At 63.7% G+C, this 19,609-nt stretch carries 21 protein-coding genes; 16 read left to right on the plus strand and 5 right to left on the minus strand.

Features of this window, described 5'->3' with window-relative positions:
- Positions 1–4 precede the first annotated feature (4 nt).
- From AC0L2H_RS02710 to AC0L2H_RS02725, 4 genes are all read right to left on the minus strand, one after another.
- Positions 5–520: a YcnI family copper-binding membrane protein gene (locus AC0L2H_RS02710; protein WP_473588736.1), complete on the minus strand. Its 516-nt coding sequence runs from the start codon at positions 518–520 to the stop codon at positions 5–7.
- 34 nt (positions 521–554) lie between these two features.
- The gene (locus AC0L2H_RS02715) at positions 555–1,109 is read right to left on the minus strand and encodes a copper chaperone PCu(A)C (protein ID WP_473588737.1); all 555 of its coding nucleotides are present in this window, start codon (positions 1,107–1,109) and stop codon (positions 555–557) included.
- 97 nt (positions 1,110–1,206) lie between these two features.
- The gene (locus tag AC0L2H_RS02720) at positions 1,207–1,560 is read right to left on the minus strand and encodes a DUF2946 family protein (RefSeq protein WP_473588738.1); all 354 of its coding nucleotides are present in this window, start codon (positions 1,558–1,560) and stop codon (positions 1,207–1,209) included.
- 194 nt (positions 1,561–1,754) lie between these two features.
- The gene (locus AC0L2H_RS02725; protein WP_473588739.1) at positions 1,755–2,657 is read right to left on the minus strand and encodes a GntR family transcriptional regulator; all 903 of its coding nucleotides are present in this window, start codon (positions 2,655–2,657) and stop codon (positions 1,755–1,757) included.
- Between the two features lie 270 nt (positions 2,658–2,927).
- On the opposite strand from AC0L2H_RS02725, the gene AC0L2H_RS02730 reads away from it, so the two are divergent.
- The 5 genes from AC0L2H_RS02730 (at position 2,928) to AC0L2H_RS02750 (ending at position 9,480) form a co-directional block, all read left to right on the plus strand.
- Entirely contained in the window at positions 2,928–4,433 is a 1,506-nt protein-coding gene (locus tag AC0L2H_RS02730) for a UxaA family hydrolase (protein ID WP_473588740.1), read from the plus strand.
- A gap of 358 nt (positions 4,434–4,791) precedes the next feature.
- Positions 4,792–5,787: an ABC transporter substrate-binding protein gene (locus AC0L2H_RS02735; protein ID WP_107651216.1), complete on the plus strand. Its 996-nt coding sequence runs from the start codon at positions 4,792–4,794 to the stop codon at positions 5,785–5,787.
- Between the two features lie 88 nt (positions 5,788–5,875).
- Positions 5,876–7,429 carry a sugar ABC transporter ATP-binding protein gene (locus tag AC0L2H_RS02740; protein WP_473588741.1) on the plus strand — a complete coding sequence of 518 codons (1,554 nt, stop codon included), beginning with the start codon at positions 5,876–5,878 and terminating at the stop codon, positions 7,427–7,429.
- Complete coding sequence (locus AC0L2H_RS02745) at positions 7,426–8,391, plus strand: ABC transporter permease (protein WP_107651218.1); 966 nt, start codon at positions 7,426–7,428, stop codon at positions 8,389–8,391. The genes AC0L2H_RS02740 and AC0L2H_RS02745 overlap by 4 nt, the downstream gene beginning before the upstream one ends.
- Before the next feature lie 72 nt (positions 8,392–8,463).
- Positions 8,464–9,480 (plus strand): zinc-binding alcohol dehydrogenase family protein, encoded by a 1,017-nt coding sequence (locus tag AC0L2H_RS02750; protein ID WP_473588742.1) that lies wholly within the window; start codon positions 8,464–8,466, stop codon positions 9,478–9,480.
- Between the two features lie 12 nt (positions 9,481–9,492).
- On the opposite strand, the gene phnF is transcribed toward AC0L2H_RS02750, so the two are convergent.
- Positions 9,493–10,257 (minus strand): phosphonate metabolism transcriptional regulator PhnF, encoded by a 765-nt coding sequence (gene phnF, locus AC0L2H_RS02755; RefSeq protein WP_473588743.1) that lies wholly within the window; start codon positions 10,255–10,257, stop codon positions 9,493–9,495.
- 132 nt (positions 10,258–10,389) lie between these two features.
- On the opposite strand from phnF, the gene phnG reads away from it, so the two are divergent.
- The 11 genes from phnG to phnE all read left to right on the plus strand — a co-directional run bounded on the left by phnG (position 10,390) and on the right by phnE (position 19,609).
- Positions 10,390–10,851 carry a phosphonate C-P lyase system protein PhnG gene (gene phnG, locus AC0L2H_RS02760; RefSeq protein WP_473588744.1) on the plus strand — a complete coding sequence of 154 codons (462 nt, stop codon included), beginning with the start codon at positions 10,390–10,392 and terminating at the stop codon, positions 10,849–10,851.
- The gene (phnH, locus tag AC0L2H_RS02765; protein ID WP_473588745.1) at positions 10,851–11,462 is read left to right on the plus strand and encodes a phosphonate C-P lyase system protein PhnH; all 612 of its coding nucleotides are present in this window, start codon (positions 10,851–10,853) and stop codon (positions 11,460–11,462) included. The genes phnG and phnH overlap by 1 nt, the downstream gene beginning before the upstream one ends.
- A 1-nt stretch (position 11,463) precedes the next feature.
- Positions 11,464–12,576, plus strand: coding sequence for a carbon-phosphorus lyase complex subunit (locus tag AC0L2H_RS02770; RefSeq protein ID WP_473588746.1), 1,113 nt, complete (start codon positions 11,464–11,466; stop codon positions 12,574–12,576).
- Complete coding sequence (locus AC0L2H_RS02775; RefSeq protein WP_473588747.1) at positions 12,573–13,484, plus strand: alpha-D-ribose 1-methylphosphonate 5-phosphate C-P-lyase PhnJ; 912 nt, start codon at positions 12,573–12,575, stop codon at positions 13,482–13,484. Before AC0L2H_RS02770 ends, AC0L2H_RS02775 begins: the two co-directional genes overlap by 4 nt.
- Positions 13,481–14,257, plus strand: coding sequence for a phosphonate C-P lyase system protein PhnK (gene phnK, locus AC0L2H_RS02780; RefSeq protein ID WP_140536281.1), 777 nt, complete (start codon positions 13,481–13,483; stop codon positions 14,255–14,257). The genes AC0L2H_RS02775 and phnK overlap by 4 nt, the downstream gene beginning before the upstream one ends.
- A gap of 2 nt (positions 14,258–14,259) precedes the next feature.
- On the plus strand, positions 14,260–14,967 hold the full coding sequence (gene phnL / locus AC0L2H_RS02785) for a phosphonate C-P lyase system protein PhnL (RefSeq protein WP_473588748.1): 708 nt from the start codon (positions 14,260–14,262) through the stop codon (positions 14,965–14,967).
- Positions 14,964–15,581, plus strand: a complete 618-nt coding sequence (locus AC0L2H_RS02790; protein WP_473588749.1) for a DapH/DapD/GlmU-related protein — start codon at positions 14,964–14,966, stop codon at positions 15,579–15,581. Before phnL ends, AC0L2H_RS02790 begins: the two co-directional genes overlap by 4 nt.
- A 182-nt stretch (positions 15,582–15,763) precedes the next feature.
- Entirely contained in the window at positions 15,764–16,474 is a 711-nt protein-coding gene (locus tag AC0L2H_RS02795; protein WP_473588750.1) for a DUF1868 domain-containing protein, read from the plus strand.
- A 166-nt stretch (positions 16,475–16,640) separates the two neighbouring features.
- A complete protein-coding gene (phnC, locus tag AC0L2H_RS02800; RefSeq protein ID WP_107651227.1) occupies positions 16,641–17,507 on the plus strand; it encodes a phosphonate ABC transporter ATP-binding protein in 867 nt (288 codons plus the stop codon).
- 146 nt (positions 17,508–17,653) lie between these two features.
- Positions 17,654–18,562: a phosphonate ABC transporter substrate-binding protein gene (gene phnD / locus AC0L2H_RS02805; protein WP_473588751.1), complete on the plus strand. Its 909-nt coding sequence runs from the start codon at positions 17,654–17,656 to the stop codon at positions 18,560–18,562.
- 72 nt (positions 18,563–18,634) lie between these two features.
- Positions 18,635–19,609: a phosphonate ABC transporter, permease protein PhnE gene (gene phnE / locus AC0L2H_RS02810; protein WP_473588752.1), complete on the plus strand. Its 975-nt coding sequence runs from the start codon at positions 18,635–18,637 to the stop codon at positions 19,607–19,609.

Below are 19,609 nucleotides of genomic sequence, written 5' to 3' on the forward strand. Positions count from 1 at the left end.
GAGATTATTGCTTGGGCAAGAGCTTGAGGCCGGGCGCCGGATATTCCAGCGCGTCCTCGTACTGCCCGGCCGCCGGAATCTCGATCCAGCGCTCGGCGGCGCCGTCGCATTCCTGCACCACCGGGAAGTAAAGCGTTTGGCCGGCCGTCAGGTCCGCCGCCAGTGTGCCGCGGAAGACGAACTCGTCGTAAAATTCGTCCGGCAGGCTGCCGCCGCTCCAGTCGACTTCCCGGACGCCCGATGTCACCGCCTCGCCATAGAGCTGGTAGGACTTCTCGTATTTGCCTTTCTTGACCTGCAGCGTCCAGCCGGGCTTCGGCATCGGCTTCACAGAAATCACCCCTTCCGGGATCTGCACGCGCACAGCGGTCGTCGCCTTGCCCTCGCAGCCATGCGGCACGCGCAAGATTGCCTTGTAGGTCGAACCGACAGCAGCTTCCTGGGTTTCGAGCGTGATGTGGGCGAAAGCCGTGCCCGTCCCGAGAGCCAGCGCGCAGCCCGACAGAAGATATTTGTTCATTATGGTCCCTCTGATCTTCAATTTTGCGGCCGGCTCAATTGGCATGGTCGTCCATGCCGCCCGTTCCGCCGATGCCTTCGACGGCGAATTCGACGGTGACCGTGCCGGCCTTCTCGAAGGTCAGCGTGGCGGAAAACTTTTCGCCTTGCTTGGGCTGCTGCTTCAGGCCGATGAACATCAGATGATAGCCGCCGGGCTTGAGCGCGACCTTGCCGCCGGCCGGGATTTCTAGGCCACCGGCGACCGGCCGCATGGTCATGACGCCATCCTTGACGCCCATTTCGTGCAATTCGGTCTTGTCCGAGAGATCGGAAGAGATCGACAGCAGCCGGTCCACCGAGCTGCCGGTATTGGTGATGGTGAAATAGCCGCCGGCGACCTTGGCGCCGGCAGGCGTCGCCCGCGACCAGGGATGTTCGATTTCGAGATCACCGAGCTTGAACTCATGCGCGAAGGACGACTGGGCGCCCGCGACCAAAAGAACAAACGTGACGACAATGATGCCGAGGCGTTGCCCGGCGCTGCGCAGGAGAGAGGCTCTGTGGCCGGGTGCGCGCGCATGCGCGGCGGCGCGGAAGAAGCAGGACATGATGGCTCCATGGATATGGATCGCGCCGTTGGCCGGCCGCGAATGATTTCAGCGTTGGACGAGTGCGCCCGCGAAAGGTTCCGCGAGCCATGCTGGCTCACACGACAGGCGGCGCGCGCGGGTTCGATGGAGAGCGGGCGCGGGCGAAGTCGAGATGCCTGAACGCCGGCTGCACGAAGGCGACGGCTTCGAAAACGAGGCTGCGGGCCAGCGCGGCGGCATCGGGCGGCGGTGCATGAGCTGCTGAAACCATGCTGCAGCCAAGCATGCAGCAGGCCGGCATGTGTTGGCGGTGCGGATCGCCGCCGGGAAGCTCCGCCGCGCCGTCATGGGTGCAGATGACATTGCCGAAGGCATCGAGCTGCGAAGCGGCCAGGCTTAAGCCGAAGGCGAATGCGCCAAGCGCCGACTGGAGCACGAGCAGATAGGCCGCGACCAGCGCGGCCGGCATGCTCCATCGTCTCCGCCGGATGTTCAAAGCCCTGCCTCTTCTCGCAGCAACGTCAGCTACTAGAGCATTTTGCAGCCAAGTGGAATCACTTGGCGTCGCACAAATGCGGCTAACAAACAGATAGAGCGGGATGCCCCGTTCAATCCAAATGCATCCCGCTCTAGCACGGGGCAGGCACGCCGAAAATCGTCAAATCACTGCTGCGGCAACGCGGCACGATCGGGGATGGAGGTCAAAAGCGTGTGGCGCGCCGATTTCAGGTGCTTGCGGCAGGCCGCGTCGACCTTGCCGAGATCGCGCGACTTGAGCGCGGCTATGTAGGCCAGGTGTTCGGCGACCGCCACTTCGTTGCGCTCGCGCTCCTGCGCCTTGTTCCACTGGTAATGGTAGTGGAAGATCATGGCGATCACGTCATAGAAATCGACGATGAAGCGGTTGTGCGAGGCGCGGTGGATCAGCCGGTGGAACCGTTCGTCGAGCTCCGAGAATTCGTTGAAGCGCGTTGCGATCTCGCGCGCCAGCACGCGATGCTCTTCCTCCAGCAGGTCGAGATCGGCCCACACCGGACTGTCCTGCGGCAGCGCGGCAAAGGCGGCGGCCGAGCGCAGTTCGAACATCTCGCGGATTTCGGTCAGTTCCAGCGCGAAGGCGCGGGTGAAGCCCTTCAGCACCCAGTGACTGTTGCGGCGCTTCTCGATCAGCCCGAAGCGGGAAAAGCGGATCAGGAACTCGCGCACGCTGGTGGTGCCGACGCCGATCTCGCGCGCCAGCTCAAGCTCGTTGATCTGCATTCCGGCCTCGGCGCCGCCCGCGAGCAGCCGCCGCATGAAGGAGCGCTCGATGATCTGCGACAGCGTGTCGGTCTCTTCCTCGGGAAAAAAATCGTCCGGCCGCGGCGCGCGCAGCACCGTCTTGCTGCGCTTGTTCCAGGCGATCAGCCCCGTCTCTTCCATCCGCGCAAGGATGGTGCGGATCGTCGTACGGCTGACGCCGAGCAGCGTGCCGAGCTCCGGTTCCGACGGCAGGCTTTTCGTTTCGTCGAGCAGCCTGAGACCGCGATTATAGGCGTCCTTATAGACGTTGTTGCTCTTCGACATCCCCTGCCCCGTTGCGCGCCGACGCTTGCAGCGGCTGGCTTGAAGCGCGATATGACAGATGTTCCTAGCGTATGCCCCCGAAAAGCGGAATCGCTTTCCAAAAGGGATGCGCGGCTCCGATGCCGGAGCGCCCTGCAAGACCCAAGACGCCCGGCGCATCCATGAAAAAACGATTGACGCAAAAATGTTTTTTCACGATAAAAGACATTATATGTTAAGCAGCGCGTGTCAATCCGCGCCCATCCCAGGACCATACCCAGGAAACCGCCCGTGAACGCCGCAAACAGCATTCTTCTGTCTCCCGCCGACAATGTCGCGGTCGCCAATGGCCGTATCGAGATCGGTACGCCATTGCCGGGCGGGGCCGTCGCCACCGCGCTGATCGAGCCCGGCCACAAAGTTGCGATCAAGCCGATCGCCGCCGGCGAGGCCGTGGTCAAATACGCCCAGGCGATCGGCCGCGCCACTGAAGCCATCGCATCCGGCGAGCATGTCCACTCGCACAATCTGGTTTTCGAGTCCGGGCGTCTGCCGGTGGTGCCGCCGAGCGAGGCCGAGCATGCGACGGAGGCCGATCGCGCCCGCACCTTCATGGGCTACCGCCGCGCCGACGGCCGCGCCGGCACCCGCAATTTCATCGGCATCCTCGCCAGCGTCAACTGCTCGGCCACCGTCTGCCACTCCATCGCCGATCAGGCCAACCGCGAGCTGCTGCCGAAATATCCGGGGATCGACGGCTTCGTCCCGATCGTCCATGGTCAGGGCTGCGGCATGAGCGCCACCGGCGACGGCATGATGGTGCTGCACCGCACGCTTGCCGGTTATGCCCGGCATCCGAATTTCGGCGGCGTGTTGATGGTGGGCTTGGGCTGCGAGGTCAACCAGCTCACCCTTTATGGCCAGAAGGGCGTCGCAGCCGGTAAACGCCATTTCAACATCCAGGAGGCTGGCGGCTCGCGCAAATCGGTCGAGAAGGCGATGGGCGTGCTGGCCGAGATCTGCGAGGAAGTCGGCCAGTTGAAGCGTGAGCCGATCCCGGTCAGCGAGATCGTCGTCGGCCTGCAATGCGGCGGCTCCGACGGCATGTCGGGTATAACAGCCAATCCGGCGCTGGGCGCCGCCGTCGACATCCTCGCCGACGTCGGCGGCATCGGCATCCTCTCCGAGACCACGGAGATCTACGGCGCCGAGCACCTGCTCGCCTATCGCGCCGCGACCCCTGAGATTGCGGCTAAGCTCGACGGCTATATCAAATGGTGGGAAGACCATGTCGCCAAGCACGGCGCCTCCATCGACAACAACCCCTCGCCCGGCAACAAGCGCGGCGGCCTGACCACCATCCTGGAAAAGTCGCTGGGCGCGGTGGCCAAGGGTGGCCAGACGCCGCTCAACGGCGTTTTCGGCTATGCGGAGAAGGTCAGCGGGCACGGGCTGGTGTTCATGGACACGCCCGGCTACGACCCGGTCTCGGCAACCGGCCAGGTGGCCGGCGGCGCCAATGTCATCGTCTTCACCACCGGCCGCGGCTCCTGCTTCGGCTGCCGGCCGACGCCGTCGATCAAGGTCGCCACCAACTCGACCATGTATCACCAGATGGAAGAGGACATGGACGTCAATTGCGGCGTCATCGCCTCGGGCGAGAAGACCATCGCCGGGATGGGACGCGAGATCTTCGAGCTGATCGTCGAGACCGCTTCGGGTCGCAAGACCAAGAGCGAACAGTTCGGCTACGGCGACAATGAATTCGTGCCCTGGCATCTCGGAGCGACCCTCTGATGCATGTCGCATCATTCTCATCCGGCGCCACGCGCTCTGAACCAGAACCGCCCTGAACCACAGTCGACAGGCGCCGAACGCCTGCGACTCCAACAAAGAATGAACATTCCATATTGACACAAAGATGGAATTAATATTCCATCTCGATCGGGAAGGATCGAGAACAGTTGAATGGGGACGAGAAGTCTCTTTCCTGCCGGGCCATACGGAAACGTTACGAAACATCGCTTGCGTCGGCCGAAGCGATGCAATATCAAAATGCGGTAAATGTTTTTTATTGATAAAGTTCTGTTTGGGCCGCGCCTATCCGAATGGGGCTTCCGTAACGTTCACCGGGCGACTTAGGGAGGAATCCTAAATGAAATTCGTGACCAGCATTCTCAACCGCCGCGCCTTCGTGGCGCTTGCAGCCGCCTCGATGCTTGCCGGCGTGGTGCATTCGGCGCCAGCTTCGGCGGCGGACGTGACCATCCCGATCATCGTCAAAGACACCACCTCTTTCTACTGGCAGATCGTTCTGGCCGGCGCCCGCAAGGCCGGCAAGGACCTCGGTGTCAACGTGCCGGAACTTGGCGCCCAGGCCGAGACCGACGTCAACGGCCAGATCTCGATCCTCGAAAACGCCGTCGCCGGCAACCCGGCCGCCGTCGTCATCGCACCGACCGAAGCCAAGGCCCTCGGCAAGCCGATCGACGAGGCCGCCACCAAGGTCAAGATCATCGGCATCGACTCCGGCGCCGATTCCAAGGCCTTCACCTCGTTCCTGACCACCGACAACATCCAGGGCGGCCGCGTCGCCGCTGACGGCTTGGCGGCGGCGATCGGCGAGGCCAATGGCGGCAAGGTCGAGGGCGATGTCGCCCTGATCACCGCACTTCCGGGCGCCGGCTCGCTCGAACAGCGCGCCCAGGGCTTCAAGGAACAGCTCGCCGCCAAATATCCCGGCCTCAAGCTTGTCGCCGACAAATATGCCGACGGCCAGGCAACGACCGGCCTCAACATCGCGACCGACCTGATCACCGCCAACCCCAACCTCAAGGGCATCTTCGCTTCCAACCTGATCATGGCGCAGGGCGTCGGACAGGCGATCGCCGAGAACAATCTTGCCGGCAAGGTCGGGCTCGTCGGTTTCGACAGCGACGAGAAGCTGATCAAGTTCCTCAATGACGGCGTCATTTCGGCGCTCGTCGTGCAGGATCCCTACCGGATGGGCTACGACGGCATCAAGACGGCGCTTGCCGCCTCGAAGGGCGAGAAGGTCGAAGCCAATGTCGACACCGGCGCCAATCTGGTGACCAAGGCCAACATGAAAGAGCCGAAGATCGACGCGCTGCTCAACCCGAAGCTCGACTGAGCATCGCACAGGCGCACCGTTTCCGGGGCTTTGCCCCGGAAACGACCTACACTCGTGCCAATCGTGAGGCCAGTCTGGGAGGATTGTCATGACGTCGACAGTGCAGGAACTGCACCCGGCCCCAACGCTGGAACCTGGCAGGACCATCCTCGAACTGAAGGGGCTGGAAAAGCGCTATCCCGGCACGCACGCGCTGAAGCCGGTGGACCTCGCTTTCAAGGCCGGAGAGATTCACGCCATCGTCGGCGAGAACGGTGCCGGCAAGTCGACCCTGATCAAGCTTCTGACCGGCGTCATGCCGCGCACGTCCGGCGACGTCGTGTGGGAGGGCCAGCCGGCGGCACTGGCAACCCCGCATGAAGCGATGGCGCTTGGTATCAATGCCGTGCACCAGGAGGTCGTGCTGTGCCGCCACCTCACCGTTGCGGCTAACATGTTCCTCGGCGAGGAGGATTCGCGCTTCGGCATCCTGCAGCAGCGGGCCATGGTCAGGCAGGCGCAGAAGATCATCGACGATCTCGGCTTCGACCTGCCGGCGCACGTCGTGCTTGGCGATCTCACCATCGGCCAGCAGCAATTGATCGCCGCCGCCCGCGCCACCGTGCGCGGCACCAAATTCCTCATCTTCGACGAACCGACCGCCTACCTCACGCGCAAGGAGGCCGACCAGCTGTTCACGCTGATCCGCCGGCTGAAGGGCGAAGGCGTCACCATCATCTATATCAGCCATCGCATGGAGGAGGTGTTCGAGCTTGCCGACCGCGTCTCGGTGCTGCGCGACGGCACGCTGGTCGGTACCAGGAACATCAGTGAGACTAACGATACCGAGCTGGTCAAGATGATGATCAACCGGTCGATCGAGCAAGTCTACCACAAGGAGCATTTCACACCGGGCGCGGTGATCGTCGAAGCGCGGAACCTGTCGGGCAAGGGTTTCGAGAATGTCTCGATGTCCGTCCGCGCCGGCGAGATCGTCGGGCTCTACGGTCTGATCGGCGCCGGGCGCAGCGAATTCGTCACCACGCTCTACGGCCGCCACCGCAAGTCGGCCGGCCAGATCCTCTGGGAGGGCAGGCCAGTCCAGGTCAACTCCGAGCACGATGCGATCAGGCTTGGCATGGCGCTGGCGCCGGAAAGCCGCCGCGACCAGGGCCTTTGCCTCAATTTGCCGGTCAGCCTCAATCTCAATTTGCCGATCTACAAGCGCATCTCGAACAATCTCCTGATCTCGAATGCGCAGGAGAAGACCGAGGCCGATCGCCAGATCGCCGATTTGAGGATCAAGACGCCGACACGCAACGCCTTGGCTTCCAGCCTGTCCGGCGGCAACCAGCAGAAGATCGTCATCGGCAAATGGCTGGCCCATGGCGCCAAGCTGTTCATCTTCGACGAGCCGACGGTCGGCGTCGACGTCGGCACCAAGGCCGAGATCTATCGCCTGTTCGGGGCGCTTCTGTCCAAGGGCGCCGGCATCATCCTGATCTCGTCCTATCTGCCGGAGGTCTATGAACTGGCCGACACGCTGCACGTCTTCCGGCGCGGCAAGCTGGTGGCCACGCATGGGTTCCGCACCGCCGATCACGAGGAAATTCTCACACAGGCCCTCGCCGAGAAACAAGAAAAGCTGGGAGGACAGACATGAGCACAGAGGCTATTCCCGCCGAAAAGCCGAAGCGCAACTACAACGCCCTGTTCGGGCTGACGCTGCTGGCGCTGCTGGTTCTTTTGTGGATCATCCTGTCGGTGGCGACGCCAAGTTTCGCCTCGGCCAACAACATCTCGAACCTGTTGCGGCAGGGCTCGATGATCGCGATCCTGGCGGTCGGCCAAACCTTCGTCATCATCACCGGCGGCATCGACCTTTCCGTCGGCGCCGTCGTTGGCTTCGCTACCGTCATCGTGGCGATGCTGATCAATGCCGGGGTACCGCTCTTCCTCGCTATCCTGATCACCTTGCTGGTCGGCGTCGCCATCGGCATGTTCCATGGCTTCGGCATCGTCAAGATGGGCCTGCCGCCCTTCATCATCACGCTGGCGACGCTGACGTCCCTGCGCGGCATTGGCCTGCTGATGACCAACGGCAACTCGATCTCAATCAACAACGATGCCTTCCAGCTTTTCTCGCGCAGTTCCTTCCTCGGCGTCCCCAATCTGTTCTGGATGGTGATCCTGGTCGGTATCCCGGCCTACATCTTCCTGCATCACAGCCGCTGGGGCCGCTATCTGTTCTCGGTCGGCTCCAACGCCGAGGCCTCGCGTCTGTCCGGCGTCAATGTCCAGCGCACCATCTACATGGCCTACACGCTGTCTGGCCTGTGCGCGGCTTTCGTCGGCGTACTGCTCGCCTCACGCATCGGCATCGGCAATCCAACACAGGCGGAAGGCTGGGAATTGCAGGCGATCGCCTCGTCGGTGATCGGCGGCACCTCGCTGTTCGGCGCGGTCGGCTCTGTGCATGGGCCGCTGCTCGGCGCCTTCATCCTCGCCACCATCAACAACGGCGCCAATCTGCTGAACGTCAACGCCTTCTGGCAACGCATCATTACCGGCGCGCTGATCATCGTCATCGTCTATTTCGACGGATTGCGCCGCCGCGGCAAATAGACCCCATCCAAGGCCACCGGCCTCGGCGACAGCCGACGGCCGGTGGCACCCACGAACCGACTGGATAGAAGCATGAAAGCCGTCGTCTGCCGCTCTCCCGGCGACCTTGCTATCGAAGACCGCCAAGTGCCGGGCGCCCCGCCGCCCGGCTGGGCGCTGGTCGCGGTCAGCCATGTCGGCATTTGCGGCACCGACTATCACATCTTCGAAGGCAAGCATCCGTTCCTCGCCTATCCCCGCATCATGGGCCACGAGGTGTCCGGCACGGTGATCGAGGCCGGCCAGGGCGTCGACCTTGCCATTGGCGAAGCCGTGATCATCAACCCCTATCTCGCTTGCGGCAAATGCATCGCCTGCCGGCACGGCAAGCCGAATTGCTGCGTCAGCATTGAGGTGCTCGGCGTCCACCGCGACGGCGCCATGTGCGAGAAAATCCTGGTGCCGGCGCAAAATCTCTATCCGGCCAACGGCCTGTCGCTGGCGCACGCCGCCGCGATCGAGTTCCTGGCCATTGGCGCGCACGCGGTGCGACGCTCCCGCGCCGAGCAAGGCGCACGCACGCTGGTCATCGGCGCCGGCCCGATCGGGCTCGGCACGGCGCTGTTTGCCCGCATCGCCGGGCTAAATGTGAGCCTGCTCGACATGAGCACGGAGCGGCTGGACTTCGCAGCGAGCGAACTTGGCTTCGCGACCCTCGACGGTTCGCGGGCAGCGGCGGCCGATCTGGTGCGGGACGCGACTGGCGGTGAGGGCTTCGACATGGTCTTCGACGCCACCGGCAACACCCGGTCCGTGCAATCGGCCTTCGCTCATGTCGCGCATGGCGGAACCCTGGTCCTGGTCAGTGTCGTCAAGGACGACATCATCTTTTCCGACCCCGAATTCCACAAGCGCGAGATGACGCTTATCGGCAGCCGCAACGCGCTGCGCGCCGACTTCGACCATGTCGCCGCCTCGATCCGTAACGGCGCGGTGCCGCTGGCAAAGCTCCTCACCCATCGCACGACGCTTGATGAGACGCCGCGCGACCTCGCCCGCTGGGCGCATGAGAAATCCGGCCTGATCAAGGCTGTGATCGAAATCGGATAGGCTCTAACCGGCTCACAAGGCTGACAGTTTCAGCTCCACCCGCTCCGCCGGAAACCGCGTCTCGGCGAACTGGATCGGCTGGCCATCGGGCGTGACGTTGACGGCGACGGTGACCAGCACGATGGCGCCGGGCTGCAGGTCGAGATCGGCGAGATCGGCGGCATCGGCATGGCGCGCCGACAGCACCGTCGATTGCCTGAGATAATCGCTGACACCGAAGCGCTCGAGCGAGGCGGTGATCGATCCGGTTTCCGCCATGGCCGCATCGATGCCGGCAAAACGCCTGGCGTCGAACCAACTCGTGGCGCGCGAGACGGACTGTCCGTCGGCTTCACCGCGCGCCTCCAGGCGTATCACATCGGCCCCTCTGGCAAGCTTCAAGGCATCGGCGATGCGACGGCTGGCCGGCTCGACCTTGGATTCGAGCAGCACGCTGCGGCGTTCGAATGCCTGCCCTTGCAGGCCGGCCGAAAAACGCGTGCGCGTGCCGATCGGATAGGACAGCCGCTTGCGCGACAGCACGAAGGTGCCGCGCCCCTGCTCGGCCCGAAGCACCCCCTCCTGCACCAATGCGCCGATCGCGGCGCGCACCGTGTGGCGGTTGACGCCATAGCGTTCGGCAAGTGCCATTTCCGGCGGCAGCGCCGCGTTCTCGACGAAGTCGCCGATCGCTATCGAATGCAGGATCTGGTCGGCGATCTGCCGCCACAGCGAGACGCCGCTGCGCCGCTCGATGCTATTGGCCATCGTCCTCTCGACCATTGCCCTCTTGATCATCGCTTGTCCGGTCATTTCCTGTCCCGATTTTCCGCTTGTCACGCACTCGTCATGGACTCACGCTAAGCAAAGGTATAAATTGTATAGTTGTCTATATCAATAGACAAATTTTACACAACCGGAGTGCAGGCCATGAGAGGACAAGAAGCGCGCGAACAGGCAGAGCGCAAGGCGGTCATGGTGACGCTGGCGCAATCCTCCGGCGACGACATCGTGCGCCTCTGGAACGAGGCCGGACTGCCTTCGGAGGCGGAACTGCTGCGCGGTCCCGAAACCGGCCTGGTCACCGTGCGTGGCCGCATCGGCGGTGGCGGCGCGCCATTCAATGTCGGCGAGGCGACGGTCACCCGCGCCACCGTCCGGCTGGCCTCCGGTCAGGTCGGCCATTGCTACGCGCTCGGCCGCGATCGGGAGAAGGCAAGGCTGGCGGCGATCGCTGACGCGCTGTGGCAGGACCCCGCCCATCGCGACGCGATCGAGGCCAAACTGGTCGCGCCTTTGCAGGCGGCGCTGGTCAAGTCGCATGAGCAGCGTCGCGCCGAGACGGCGGCGACGAAAGTCGATTTCTTCACCATGGTGCGCGGAGAAGACTGATGGATATGACGGCGCAAGCGATCGAGGGCGGGTTCGTCGATCCGGTGTTCAACGCGCAGACGGTGTTCCGTGCGGTCATGGACGCCATGGCCCAGCCCGGCAGCGTGCAAGCCCTACCGGCTTTCGCCCATCCGCCGGCGCCACTGTCCGCGACCGCTGGCGCCGTCGCTCTGGCGCTGTGCGACAACGACACGCCGCTCTGGCTCGACCCGGCTTTGCAGGCTTCCCCGGCGGTGAAATCCTGGCTCGGTTTTCATGCCGGCGCGCCGCTGGCCAACACGCCCGCCGACGCGCATTTCGCGCTGATCGCTTCGCCGGCCGAGATGATGGCGCTCGACGGCTTTTCGCAAGGCACCCAGGATTATCCCGACCGTTCCACCACGCTGATCCTGCAGGTGAGCGATCTGACGTCGGGCACGCCTTTGCTGCTTGAAGGCCCCGGCATCGAGAAATCAGCGACGATCGCGCCGGCGCGGATGCCGCGTCATTTCGTCGAGCAATGGAAGCAGAACAACCAGCGCTTCCCGCGTGGCATCGACATCATCCTGGCCGCCGCCGACAGCATCGCCTGCCTGCCGCGCACGACGCGTATCAAGACGATGGAGGCGTGAGATGTATGTCGCGGTAAAGGGCGGTGAAGCCGCAATCGCCAACGCCCATCGCCTGCTCGCCGATCGCCGGCGCGGCGACCGCTCGGTGCCAGCACTTCGCCTCGACCAGATCGTCGAGCAGCTGGCGCTCGGCGTCGACCGGGTGATGAGCGAAGGCTCGCTCTACGACAGGGAATTGGCCGCGCTTGCCATCGTCCAGGCGCGCGGCGACATGATCGAGGCGATCTTCCTGGTCCGCGCCTATCGCACCACGCTGCCCCGCTTCGGCTACACCAGGGCGGTCGAAACCGGCGCGATGCTAATCGAGCGGCGCGTGTCCGCGACCTACAAGGACCTGCCCGGCGGTCAGCTTCTCGGCCCGACCTTCGACTACACGCATCGCCTGCTCGATCCCGAGCTTGCCGCCGGCGGCGATGTCGAGGAGCCGCAGCAGCGCGAGAGCGAAGCCGAAGCCATGCCGCGCGTCTCCGCGATCCTCGCCCGCGAGGGCCTGATCGAACCCGACGGCGACATGCCGCAGGACCATGTCCCCGGCGACATCACCCGCGAACCGCTGGAATTCCCGATGGCGCGCGACATCCGCCTGCAGGCGCTGTCACGCGGCGACGAGGGCTTCCTGCTGGCTCTCGGCTATTCCACCCAGCGCGGCTATGCCCGCAACCATCCCTTCGTCGGCGAGGTCCGCATCGGCGAGGTCGAACTGGAACTCGACATACCGGAACTGCCCTTCGCCGTGCCGCTCGGCAGCATCCGCGTCACCGAGTGCCAGATGGTCAACCAGTTCAAGGGCTCCGCCAAGGCGCCGCCGCAATTCACCCGCGGCTACGGCCTTGTCTTCGGTCAGAGCGAGCGCAAGGCGATGGCCATGGCGCTCTGCGACCGTGCCTTGCGGGCGAGCGAATTCGGCGAGGATGTCGTCGCCGCGGCCCAGGACGAGGAATTCGTCATCTCGCATTCCGACAATGTCCAGGCAACCGGCTTCGTCGAGCATCTGAAATTGCCGCACTATGTCGACTTCCAGGCCGAACTCGACCTCGTGCGCCGCATGCGCGCCGAGCACGATGCCCGCGAGAATGCCGGCAAGGCCGAGGAAAAGAGGGAGGCCGCGGAATGACCGCACAACCAACCGACATCGCCACCTACAACTTCGCCTATCTCGACGAGCAGACCAAGCGCATGATCCGCCGCGCGATCCTCAAGGGTATCGCCATCCCCGGCTATCAAGTGCCGTTCGCTTCGCGCGAAATGCCGATGCCCTATGGCTGGGGCACTGGCGGCGTGCAGGTTACCGCCTCGATCATCGGCCCGGATGATGTGCTCAAGGTCATCGACCAGGGCGCCGACGACACCACCAATGCCGTTTCGATCCGCGCCTTCTTCAAGAAGGTCGCCAATGTCGCCGTCACCACCGAGACGGCTAAGGCGACCATCATCCAGACCCGCCACCGCATTCCCGAGCATCCGCTGGCGGCCGGCCAGGTGCTGGTCTACCAGGTGCCGATCCCCGAACCTTTGCGCTTCCTCGAACCGCGTGAAACCGAAACGCGCAAGATGCATGCGCTGGAGGAATACGGCCTCATGCATGTGAAGCTCTACGAGGACATCGCCAGGCACGGCCGCATCGCCACCACCTACGCCTATCCGGTCAAGGTCGAAGGCCGCTATGTGATGGACCCGTCGCCGACGCCGAAATTCGACAATCCGAAGATGCACAATTCGCCGGCTTTGCAACTGTTCGGCGCCGGCCGCGAGAAGCGCATCTATGCACTGCCGCCGTTCACCGAAGTGGTCAGCCTCGACTTCGAGGATCATCCCTTCGAGGTGCAGACCTTCGACCAGCCCTGCGCGCTGTGCGCGGCCGAGAATGTCTATCTCGACGAGGTTATCCTCGACGACCATGGCGGCCACATGTTCGTCTGCTCCGACACCGATCATTGCGAGAAGCGCCGCGAACAGGGCCATCGCGGCCATCTCGCACCCGCGACCCCTCTTGCCCCAGAAAAAGTGGAGCCGGCGCGATGACCGACGAACCGCTGCTGCGCGTCTCGGCGCTGTCCAAATTCTATGGCTCGCGCGTCGGCTGCGAGAACGTCACCTTCGACCTGTGGCCCGGTGAGGTGCTGGCTGTCGTCGGCGAATCCGGTTCGGGCAAGACGACGCTGCTCAACTGCCTGTCGACCCGGCTGCTGCCCAGTTCCGGCACTGCCAGCTACCGCATGCGCGATGGCCAGTTCCGCGAGCTCTACCGCATGAGCGAGGCGGAACGCCGCTTCCTGATGCGCACCGACTGGGGCTTCGTCCATCAGAACCCGGCTGACGGGCTGCGCATGACGGTGTCGGCCGGCGCCAATGTCGGCGAGCGGCTGATGGCGGTCGGCGACCGCCACTATGGCAGGATCCGCGCCACGGCCGTCGACTGGCTGTCGCGCGTCGAGATCGACGAGGATCGCATCGACGACGAGCCGCGCGCCTTTTCCGGCGGCATGCGCCAGCGCCTGCAGATCGCCCGCAACCTCGTCACCGGGCCTCGGCTGGTGTTCATGGACGAGCCGACCGGCGGCCTCGACGTCTCGGTGCAGGCGCGCCTGCTCGACCTGTTGCGCGGCCTGGTCACCGACCTCGGCCTCGCCGCGATCGTCGTCACCCACGACCTTGCGGTGGCGCGGCTCCTGTCGCAGCGCATGATGGTGATGAAGGACGGCCGCGTCGTCGAAAGCGGCCTCACCGACCGCGTGCTCGACGATCCGCGCGCACCCTACACCCAGCTCCTTGTTTCCTCGATATTGCAGGTGTGACCATGGCAACCCCGCTCGTCGTCTCCGACGTCGCCAAGAGCTTCACCATGCATCTGCGCGACGGCATCAGGCTACCTGTTGTCGCCGGCGTCTCGTTCTCGATCCAGGCCGGAGAATGCGCCGTGCTCGGCGGTCCTTCCGGCGCCGGCAAGAGCTCGATCCTGAAGATGCTCTACGGCAACTATGCCGTCGACGAAGGACAGATCATCGTCCAGCATGATGGCGGTCTCATCGATCTCGCGACAGCCAGCCCGCGCACGGTGCTTGCCGTGCGCCGGCAAACCATCGGCTATGTCAGCCAGTTCCTGCGCACCGTACCGCGCGTTTCAGCACTCGACGTCGTCGCCGAGCCGCTGGTCGAGCGCGGCGAGGAACGCGAGATCGCGCGGGAGAAATCTCGTTCTCTGCTGGCTGAGCTCAACCTGCCGGAAAAGCTCTGGGCGCTGCCGCCGGCAACGTTTTCCGGCGGCGAGCAGCAGCGCGTCAACATCGCGCGCGGCTTCATCACCGAGCACCCGATCCTGCTGCTCGACGAGCCGACCGCTTCGCTCGACGCCAGGAACCGCGACGTGGTGATCGAACTCATCGCCGCCAAGAAGGCCGCCGGCATCGCCTTGCTCGGCATCTTCCACGATCACGACGTGCGCGAGGCGGTGGCCGACCGCATCATCGATGTGACCGCCTTCGCAGCCGGGAAAATCGCCGCATGAGCAAGAAGTTGTCGGAAGCGCCGCTGGTCCATGAGACGGCGCAAGTCGAGAATTCGACGCTCGGCCGCTGGACCGAGATCGCCGATCGCAGCCGGGTTTCGGAAAGCACGCTCGGCGACTATTCCTACATGATGCAGGACTGCGCCGTCTGGTGCGCGACGATCGGCAAGTTTTCCAACATCGCCGCCAGCGTGCGCATCAACGCCACCAATCATCCGACCTGGCGGCCGACGCTGCATCATTTCACCTACCGCGCCTCGGACTATTGGGACGACGCCGAGCACGAGGGTGAGTTCTTTGCCCAACGTCGCACCAAACGCGTCACCATCGGCCACGACACCTGGCTTGGCCACGGCTCGACCATCCTGCCCGGCGTCACCGTCGGCGACGGCGCGGCGGTCGGCGCCGGCGCTGTCGTGTCCAGGGATGTCGCCCCGTACACGATCGTCGGTGGCGTGCCGGCCAGACCGATCCGCGAACGCTTCGACCGCCGCACAGCGGAACGCTATCAGGCGCTGGCCTGGTGGGACTGGGATCACGCAAGGCTGCGCGCCGCGCTCGACGATTTTCGCGCGCTGGAGGCGGAAGCCTTTCTGGAGAAATATGGCAATTAGTGAATGGTGAATGGCTAACGATAGAGTTCGAGGCTCATGAAGCCTTTCTTGTCACCATTCACCATTCACCATTCACCATTCACCATTCACCATTCACCATTCACCATTCACCATTCACCATTCACCATTCACACCCCTGACACATGACTCGGACAGGACGCTGTCTCCCCAAGGAGATCGCCATGCTCGACAAGCCAAGATCCTCGCTCGCCGGATTTTTCGAAGGCACCAACCCGACCCCTCCGGTGCATCTCGGCAGGCGCTACGACACCTCTGGTAATTTTCTCAACGAGCCCGGCAACACCGTCGTCTGCCATCTCGTCAGCGGCTCGCCGTCCGAGGCAGTGGTGGTCGACGTGCGTGAGCGGATGCGCGCCATGCCCGATGCCGACCGGTTGGCCTTCACGCCGGTCTCCAGCCTGCACATGACCCTGTTCCAGGGCATCATCGAATATCGGCGCAGACTTCCCTATTGGCCTCAGGATGTGCCGCTCGACACCAGCATCGACGACATGACCCGCCTCTATCGGGAACGCCTGAACGGCTTCGAAGGTCGCGGTGCCTTCAAGGTCAAAGTGACCGATGTCGTGCCGACCGGGTTGACCGTCGCCGGCGCGACCGATGAGGACGTGCGTATCATGCGCGAATGGCGCGATGCCTTGGCAGTGCCGTTCGGATACCGGCATCCCGACCACCATGCTTATGTCTTCCATATCACTTTCGCCTACCAGATCCGGCGCCTGGCGGACGAAAAAGCGTCCGGATGGCAAGATCTGTTCGACGATTGCCTCTCGCTGTTTGCCCGGCAGGCTCCGGTGATCGAGCTGCGGCCACCCGCCTTTTGCAGCTTCAGGGACATGGAGCATTTCGAGGAGTTGCTGGTGCTCGGCTGATCCCTTGCGTGCCGCCCAGACGGCAGGGTTTGGGTCAACTCGCCCTCCCGCTCGACGCGCCTGTGGGCGGTAACAAAACTGACATCAATCCGACACCGCAGGTTCATGCCGTTGCGCTAGCGAGGGTTAACAGACCTTCAACCGCGATTGGACTGGAGCTTACCCCATGTCGGCAACGCAAGAAATGTCAGCAACGCTCGAAATTCGCGGCGTCACACGCCGGTTTGGCAAGAACACTGCTGTCAGCAATGTCGACATCTCGATCCCGCACGGACAGATGGTCGGGATCATCGGTCGCTCCGGCGCCGGCAAATCGACCCTTTTGCGCATGATCAACCGCCTCATCGATCCGAGCCAAGGGTCGATTTTTTTTGACGGTGCCGAAGTTTCGCGGCTGCGCGGCTCGCCGCTCCGGCGCTGGCAGCGTGACTGCGCCATGATCTTCCAGCAGTTCAACCTGGTGCCGCGCCTCGACGTGCTGACCAATGTGCTGCTCGGCCGGCTCAATCATCGATCGACCCTTGTCAATCTGCTCGGCGTCTTCTCCCGCGAGGAACGGGCCGAGGCGATCGCGGCGCTCGAGCGCCTCGACATTGCCCGCACGGCGTTGCAGCCGGCCGGCACCTTGTCCGGCGGCCAGCAGCAGCGTGTCGCCATCGCCCGCGCCATGATGCAGCAGCCCAAGGTGATCCTCGCCGACGAGCCGATCGCCTCGCTCGACCCGCTCAACGCCAAGGTGGTTATGGATTCGCTGCAGGATATCAATCTGCGCGAGGGCCTCACCGTCGTCACCAATCTGCACACGCTGGATACCGCGCGCACCTATTGCAACCGCATCATCGGCATGGCCGCCGGCAAGGTCGTGTTCGACGGCCCGCCCGAAGACCTCAACCGCGAGGCCGTGCGCATGGTCTACGGCGCCGACAGCAATGGCGGCGAAATCTCCGAGGCCATCACCTCGACCAGCGTCACCATCAAGCCAAAAATCGCCGCATCCGCCGGACCGCTCGAGCCCGCATTTCCTGGCTACTAGCTCCATGATCCCAACCAGTGGATACCGGTATACGAAAAAGATCATGGACAGGCAAAAGAGCGCCTGGATCGCCAGCCCGCGTCAAGGGCGCTGTCAAAATTCGAACGCTGCCGGCGCGATGCCGGAACCAACAGGAGAGACGCGAAATGTTTAGAAAGATACTTCTCGGTGCCGTTTCCATCCTCGCCATGGCGATGGGCGCGGTCCAGGCACAGGATCTGAAGGAGTTCCGCATCGGCATTCTGGGCGGCGAGAACGAAGCCGACCGTCTGCGCAACTACCAGTGCTTCGCCGACCACATCAAGGAAGTCCTCGGCGTCGAGAAGGTTTCGCTGTTCCCGGCCGCCGACTATGACGGCGTCATCCAGGGCCTGCTCGGCGGCACGCTTGACTATGCCGAACTGGGCGCTTCCGCCTACGCCAAGGTTTATCTTGAAAACAAGGACGCGGTTGAACCGATCCTGACGACGGTCCAGACCGACGGTTCGACCGGCTACCACTCGGTCATGGTCGCCCGTGCGGATTCCGGCATCAAGACGCTCGCCGACATGAAGGGCAAGAAGCTCGGTTTCGCCGATCCGGATTCGACTTCGGGTTATCTGGTCCCGGTCACTTCACTGCCCAAGGACATCGGCATGGATGTGAAAAGCTACTTCGCCTCGACCGGTTTCGGCGGCGGCCATGAACAGCTCGTCCTTGAAGTGCTGAAAGGCACCTTCGATGCCGGCACCACCTGGGCTTCCGGCGTCGGCGACTTCAAGGACGGCTACAGCTCGGGCAATCTGCGCAAGATGGTCGACAAGGGCGTCCTCAAGATGGACGATCTCGTCGAATTGTGGCAGTCGCCGCTGATCCCGAACGGCCCGCTGGTCGTGCGTACGTCGATCGATGCCGGCGCCAAGCAGAAGATCACCGATTTCCTGACCAAGCTTCCGCAAACCGATCCGGCCTGTTTCTCGGCTGTACAAGGTGGCGATTACAAGGGCTATTCGCCGGTTACGCCGGCGTTCTATCAGCCGATCATTGACGCCCGTAAGGCGAAGATCGGCTCGTAAGCAAACTGCCACAACGCCGCCGGGGCCATGTGCCGCCGGCGGCGTTGCCGCATCAGGGCCGGGGATCTATCGATGAGTGCGACCGATGTTTACCGCGCGCCTGCGCTTTCACCGGAGGGGGCCACAGTCGAGCGGCACTGGCGCGACCTCGCCGCCCGCCGGCGCCTTTACACGATCGGCGGTCTGGTTTTCCTGCTTCTTGCGCTCTCCGGCTCGCTCTGGTTCGCCAACGAGACCAACGCCGGAAAATTCTTCGACCGCCTTCCCCACGTCGCCGATTTTTTCACCGAGTTGAAGCCGCGCGACTGGTTCGACCCGGTGCGCGCGCTGTTCGACCTGCCGTCCCCCTATGATGATGGCAGCCTCAAATTCGACTACCCCGAAGGCCGGGTCTACCTGACCCAAAGCATCTACATTCCGGAGTATTTCCACCGGATGATCGAGACGCTGAACATTGCCCTGTTTTCGACGCTGGTGGGCTCCACATTCGGTTTCCTGCTCTGCTTCCTGGCGGCAGGCAACATCACGACCAGCCGCTGGCTCCGTTTCACCACGCGCCGCTTCCTTGAAATTGTCCGCGCCTTTCCCGAAATCGTCATCGCCGGCTTCTTCCTGGCGATCTTCTCGCTTGGACCCATTCCGGCGATCCTCGCGGTCAGCATCCACACTGTCGGCGCACTTGGAAAAATGTTCTTCGAAGTGGTCGAGAATGCCGACATGAAGCCTGAAGAAGGCTTGCGGGCCGTCGGCGCCAACTGGGTCGAACGGGTATGGTTCGGCATCGTGCCTCAGGTTTTGCCCAACTTCATGAGCTATTTCCTGCTCCGCTTCGAGATCAATGTGCGCGCTTCGACCATTCTCGGCGCCGTCGGCGCCGGCGGCATCGGCGAATCCCTGCGTCTTTCGATCGGCCAGGGCCATGAGGCCAAGACCATTGCCATCGTCTTTCTGCTGTTCTGCACGATTGTCGCCGTCGACCAGTTTTCCGCCTGGCTGAGACACCGTCTTGTCGGCCGGCAGGCGTTCGCATACGGGCGCGGAGAGTAA

This window comes from Mesorhizobium sp. WSM4871, from assembly GCF_055811295.1.

Excerpts from the sequence above, each read along its gene's own strand:
- AC0L2H_RS02710 (WP_473588736.1), bottom strand. The coding sequence starts at position 520 with ATGAACAAATATCTTCTGTCGGGCTGCGCGCTGGCTCTCGGGACGGGC.
- AC0L2H_RS02715 (WP_473588737.1), bottom strand. The coding sequence starts at position 1,109 with ATGTCCTGCTTCTTCCGCGCCGCCGCGCATGCGCGCGCACCCGGCCAC.
- AC0L2H_RS02720 (WP_473588738.1), bottom strand. The coding sequence starts at position 1,560 with ATGCCGGCCGCGCTGGTCGCGGCCTATCTGCTCGTGCTCCAGTCGGCG.
- AC0L2H_RS02725 (WP_473588739.1), bottom strand. The coding sequence starts at position 2,657 with ATGTCGAAGAGCAACAACGTCTATAAGGACGCCTATAATCGCGGTCTC.
- AC0L2H_RS02735 (WP_107651216.1), top strand. The coding sequence starts at position 4,792 with ATGAAATTCGTGACCAGCATTCTCAACCGCCGCGCCTTCGTGGCGCTT.
- AC0L2H_RS02740 (WP_473588741.1), top strand. The coding sequence starts at position 5,876 with ATGACGTCGACAGTGCAGGAACTGCACCCGGCCCCAACGCTGGAACCT.
- AC0L2H_RS02745 (WP_107651218.1), top strand. The coding sequence starts at position 7,426 with ATGAGCACAGAGGCTATTCCCGCCGAAAAGCCGAAGCGCAACTACAAC.
- AC0L2H_RS02750 (WP_473588742.1), top strand. The coding sequence starts at position 8,464 with ATGAAAGCCGTCGTCTGCCGCTCTCCCGGCGACCTTGCTATCGAAGAC.
- phnF (WP_473588743.1), bottom strand. The coding sequence starts at position 10,257 with ATGATCAAGAGGGCAATGGTCGAGAGGACGATGGCCAATAGCATCGAG.
- phnG (WP_473588744.1), top strand. The coding sequence starts at position 10,390 with ATGAGAGGACAAGAAGCGCGCGAACAGGCAGAGCGCAAGGCGGTCATG.
- phnH (WP_473588745.1), top strand. The coding sequence starts at position 10,851 with ATGGATATGACGGCGCAAGCGATCGAGGGCGGGTTCGTCGATCCGGTG.
- AC0L2H_RS02770 (WP_473588746.1), top strand. The coding sequence starts at position 11,464 with ATGTATGTCGCGGTAAAGGGCGGTGAAGCCGCAATCGCCAACGCCCAT.
- AC0L2H_RS02775 (WP_473588747.1), top strand. The coding sequence starts at position 12,573 with ATGACCGCACAACCAACCGACATCGCCACCTACAACTTCGCCTATCTC.
- phnK (WP_140536281.1), top strand. The coding sequence starts at position 13,481 with ATGACCGACGAACCGCTGCTGCGCGTCTCGGCGCTGTCCAAATTCTAT.
- phnL (WP_473588748.1), top strand. The coding sequence starts at position 14,260 with ATGGCAACCCCGCTCGTCGTCTCCGACGTCGCCAAGAGCTTCACCATG.
- AC0L2H_RS02790 (WP_473588749.1), top strand. The coding sequence starts at position 14,964 with ATGAGCAAGAAGTTGTCGGAAGCGCCGCTGGTCCATGAGACGGCGCAA.
- AC0L2H_RS02795 (WP_473588750.1), top strand. The coding sequence starts at position 15,764 with ATGCTCGACAAGCCAAGATCCTCGCTCGCCGGATTTTTCGAAGGCACC.
- phnC (WP_107651227.1), top strand. The coding sequence starts at position 16,641 with ATGTCGGCAACGCAAGAAATGTCAGCAACGCTCGAAATTCGCGGCGTC.
- phnD (WP_473588751.1), top strand. The coding sequence starts at position 17,654 with ATGTTTAGAAAGATACTTCTCGGTGCCGTTTCCATCCTCGCCATGGCG.
- phnE (WP_473588752.1), top strand. The coding sequence starts at position 18,635 with ATGAGTGCGACCGATGTTTACCGCGCGCCTGCGCTTTCACCGGAGGGG.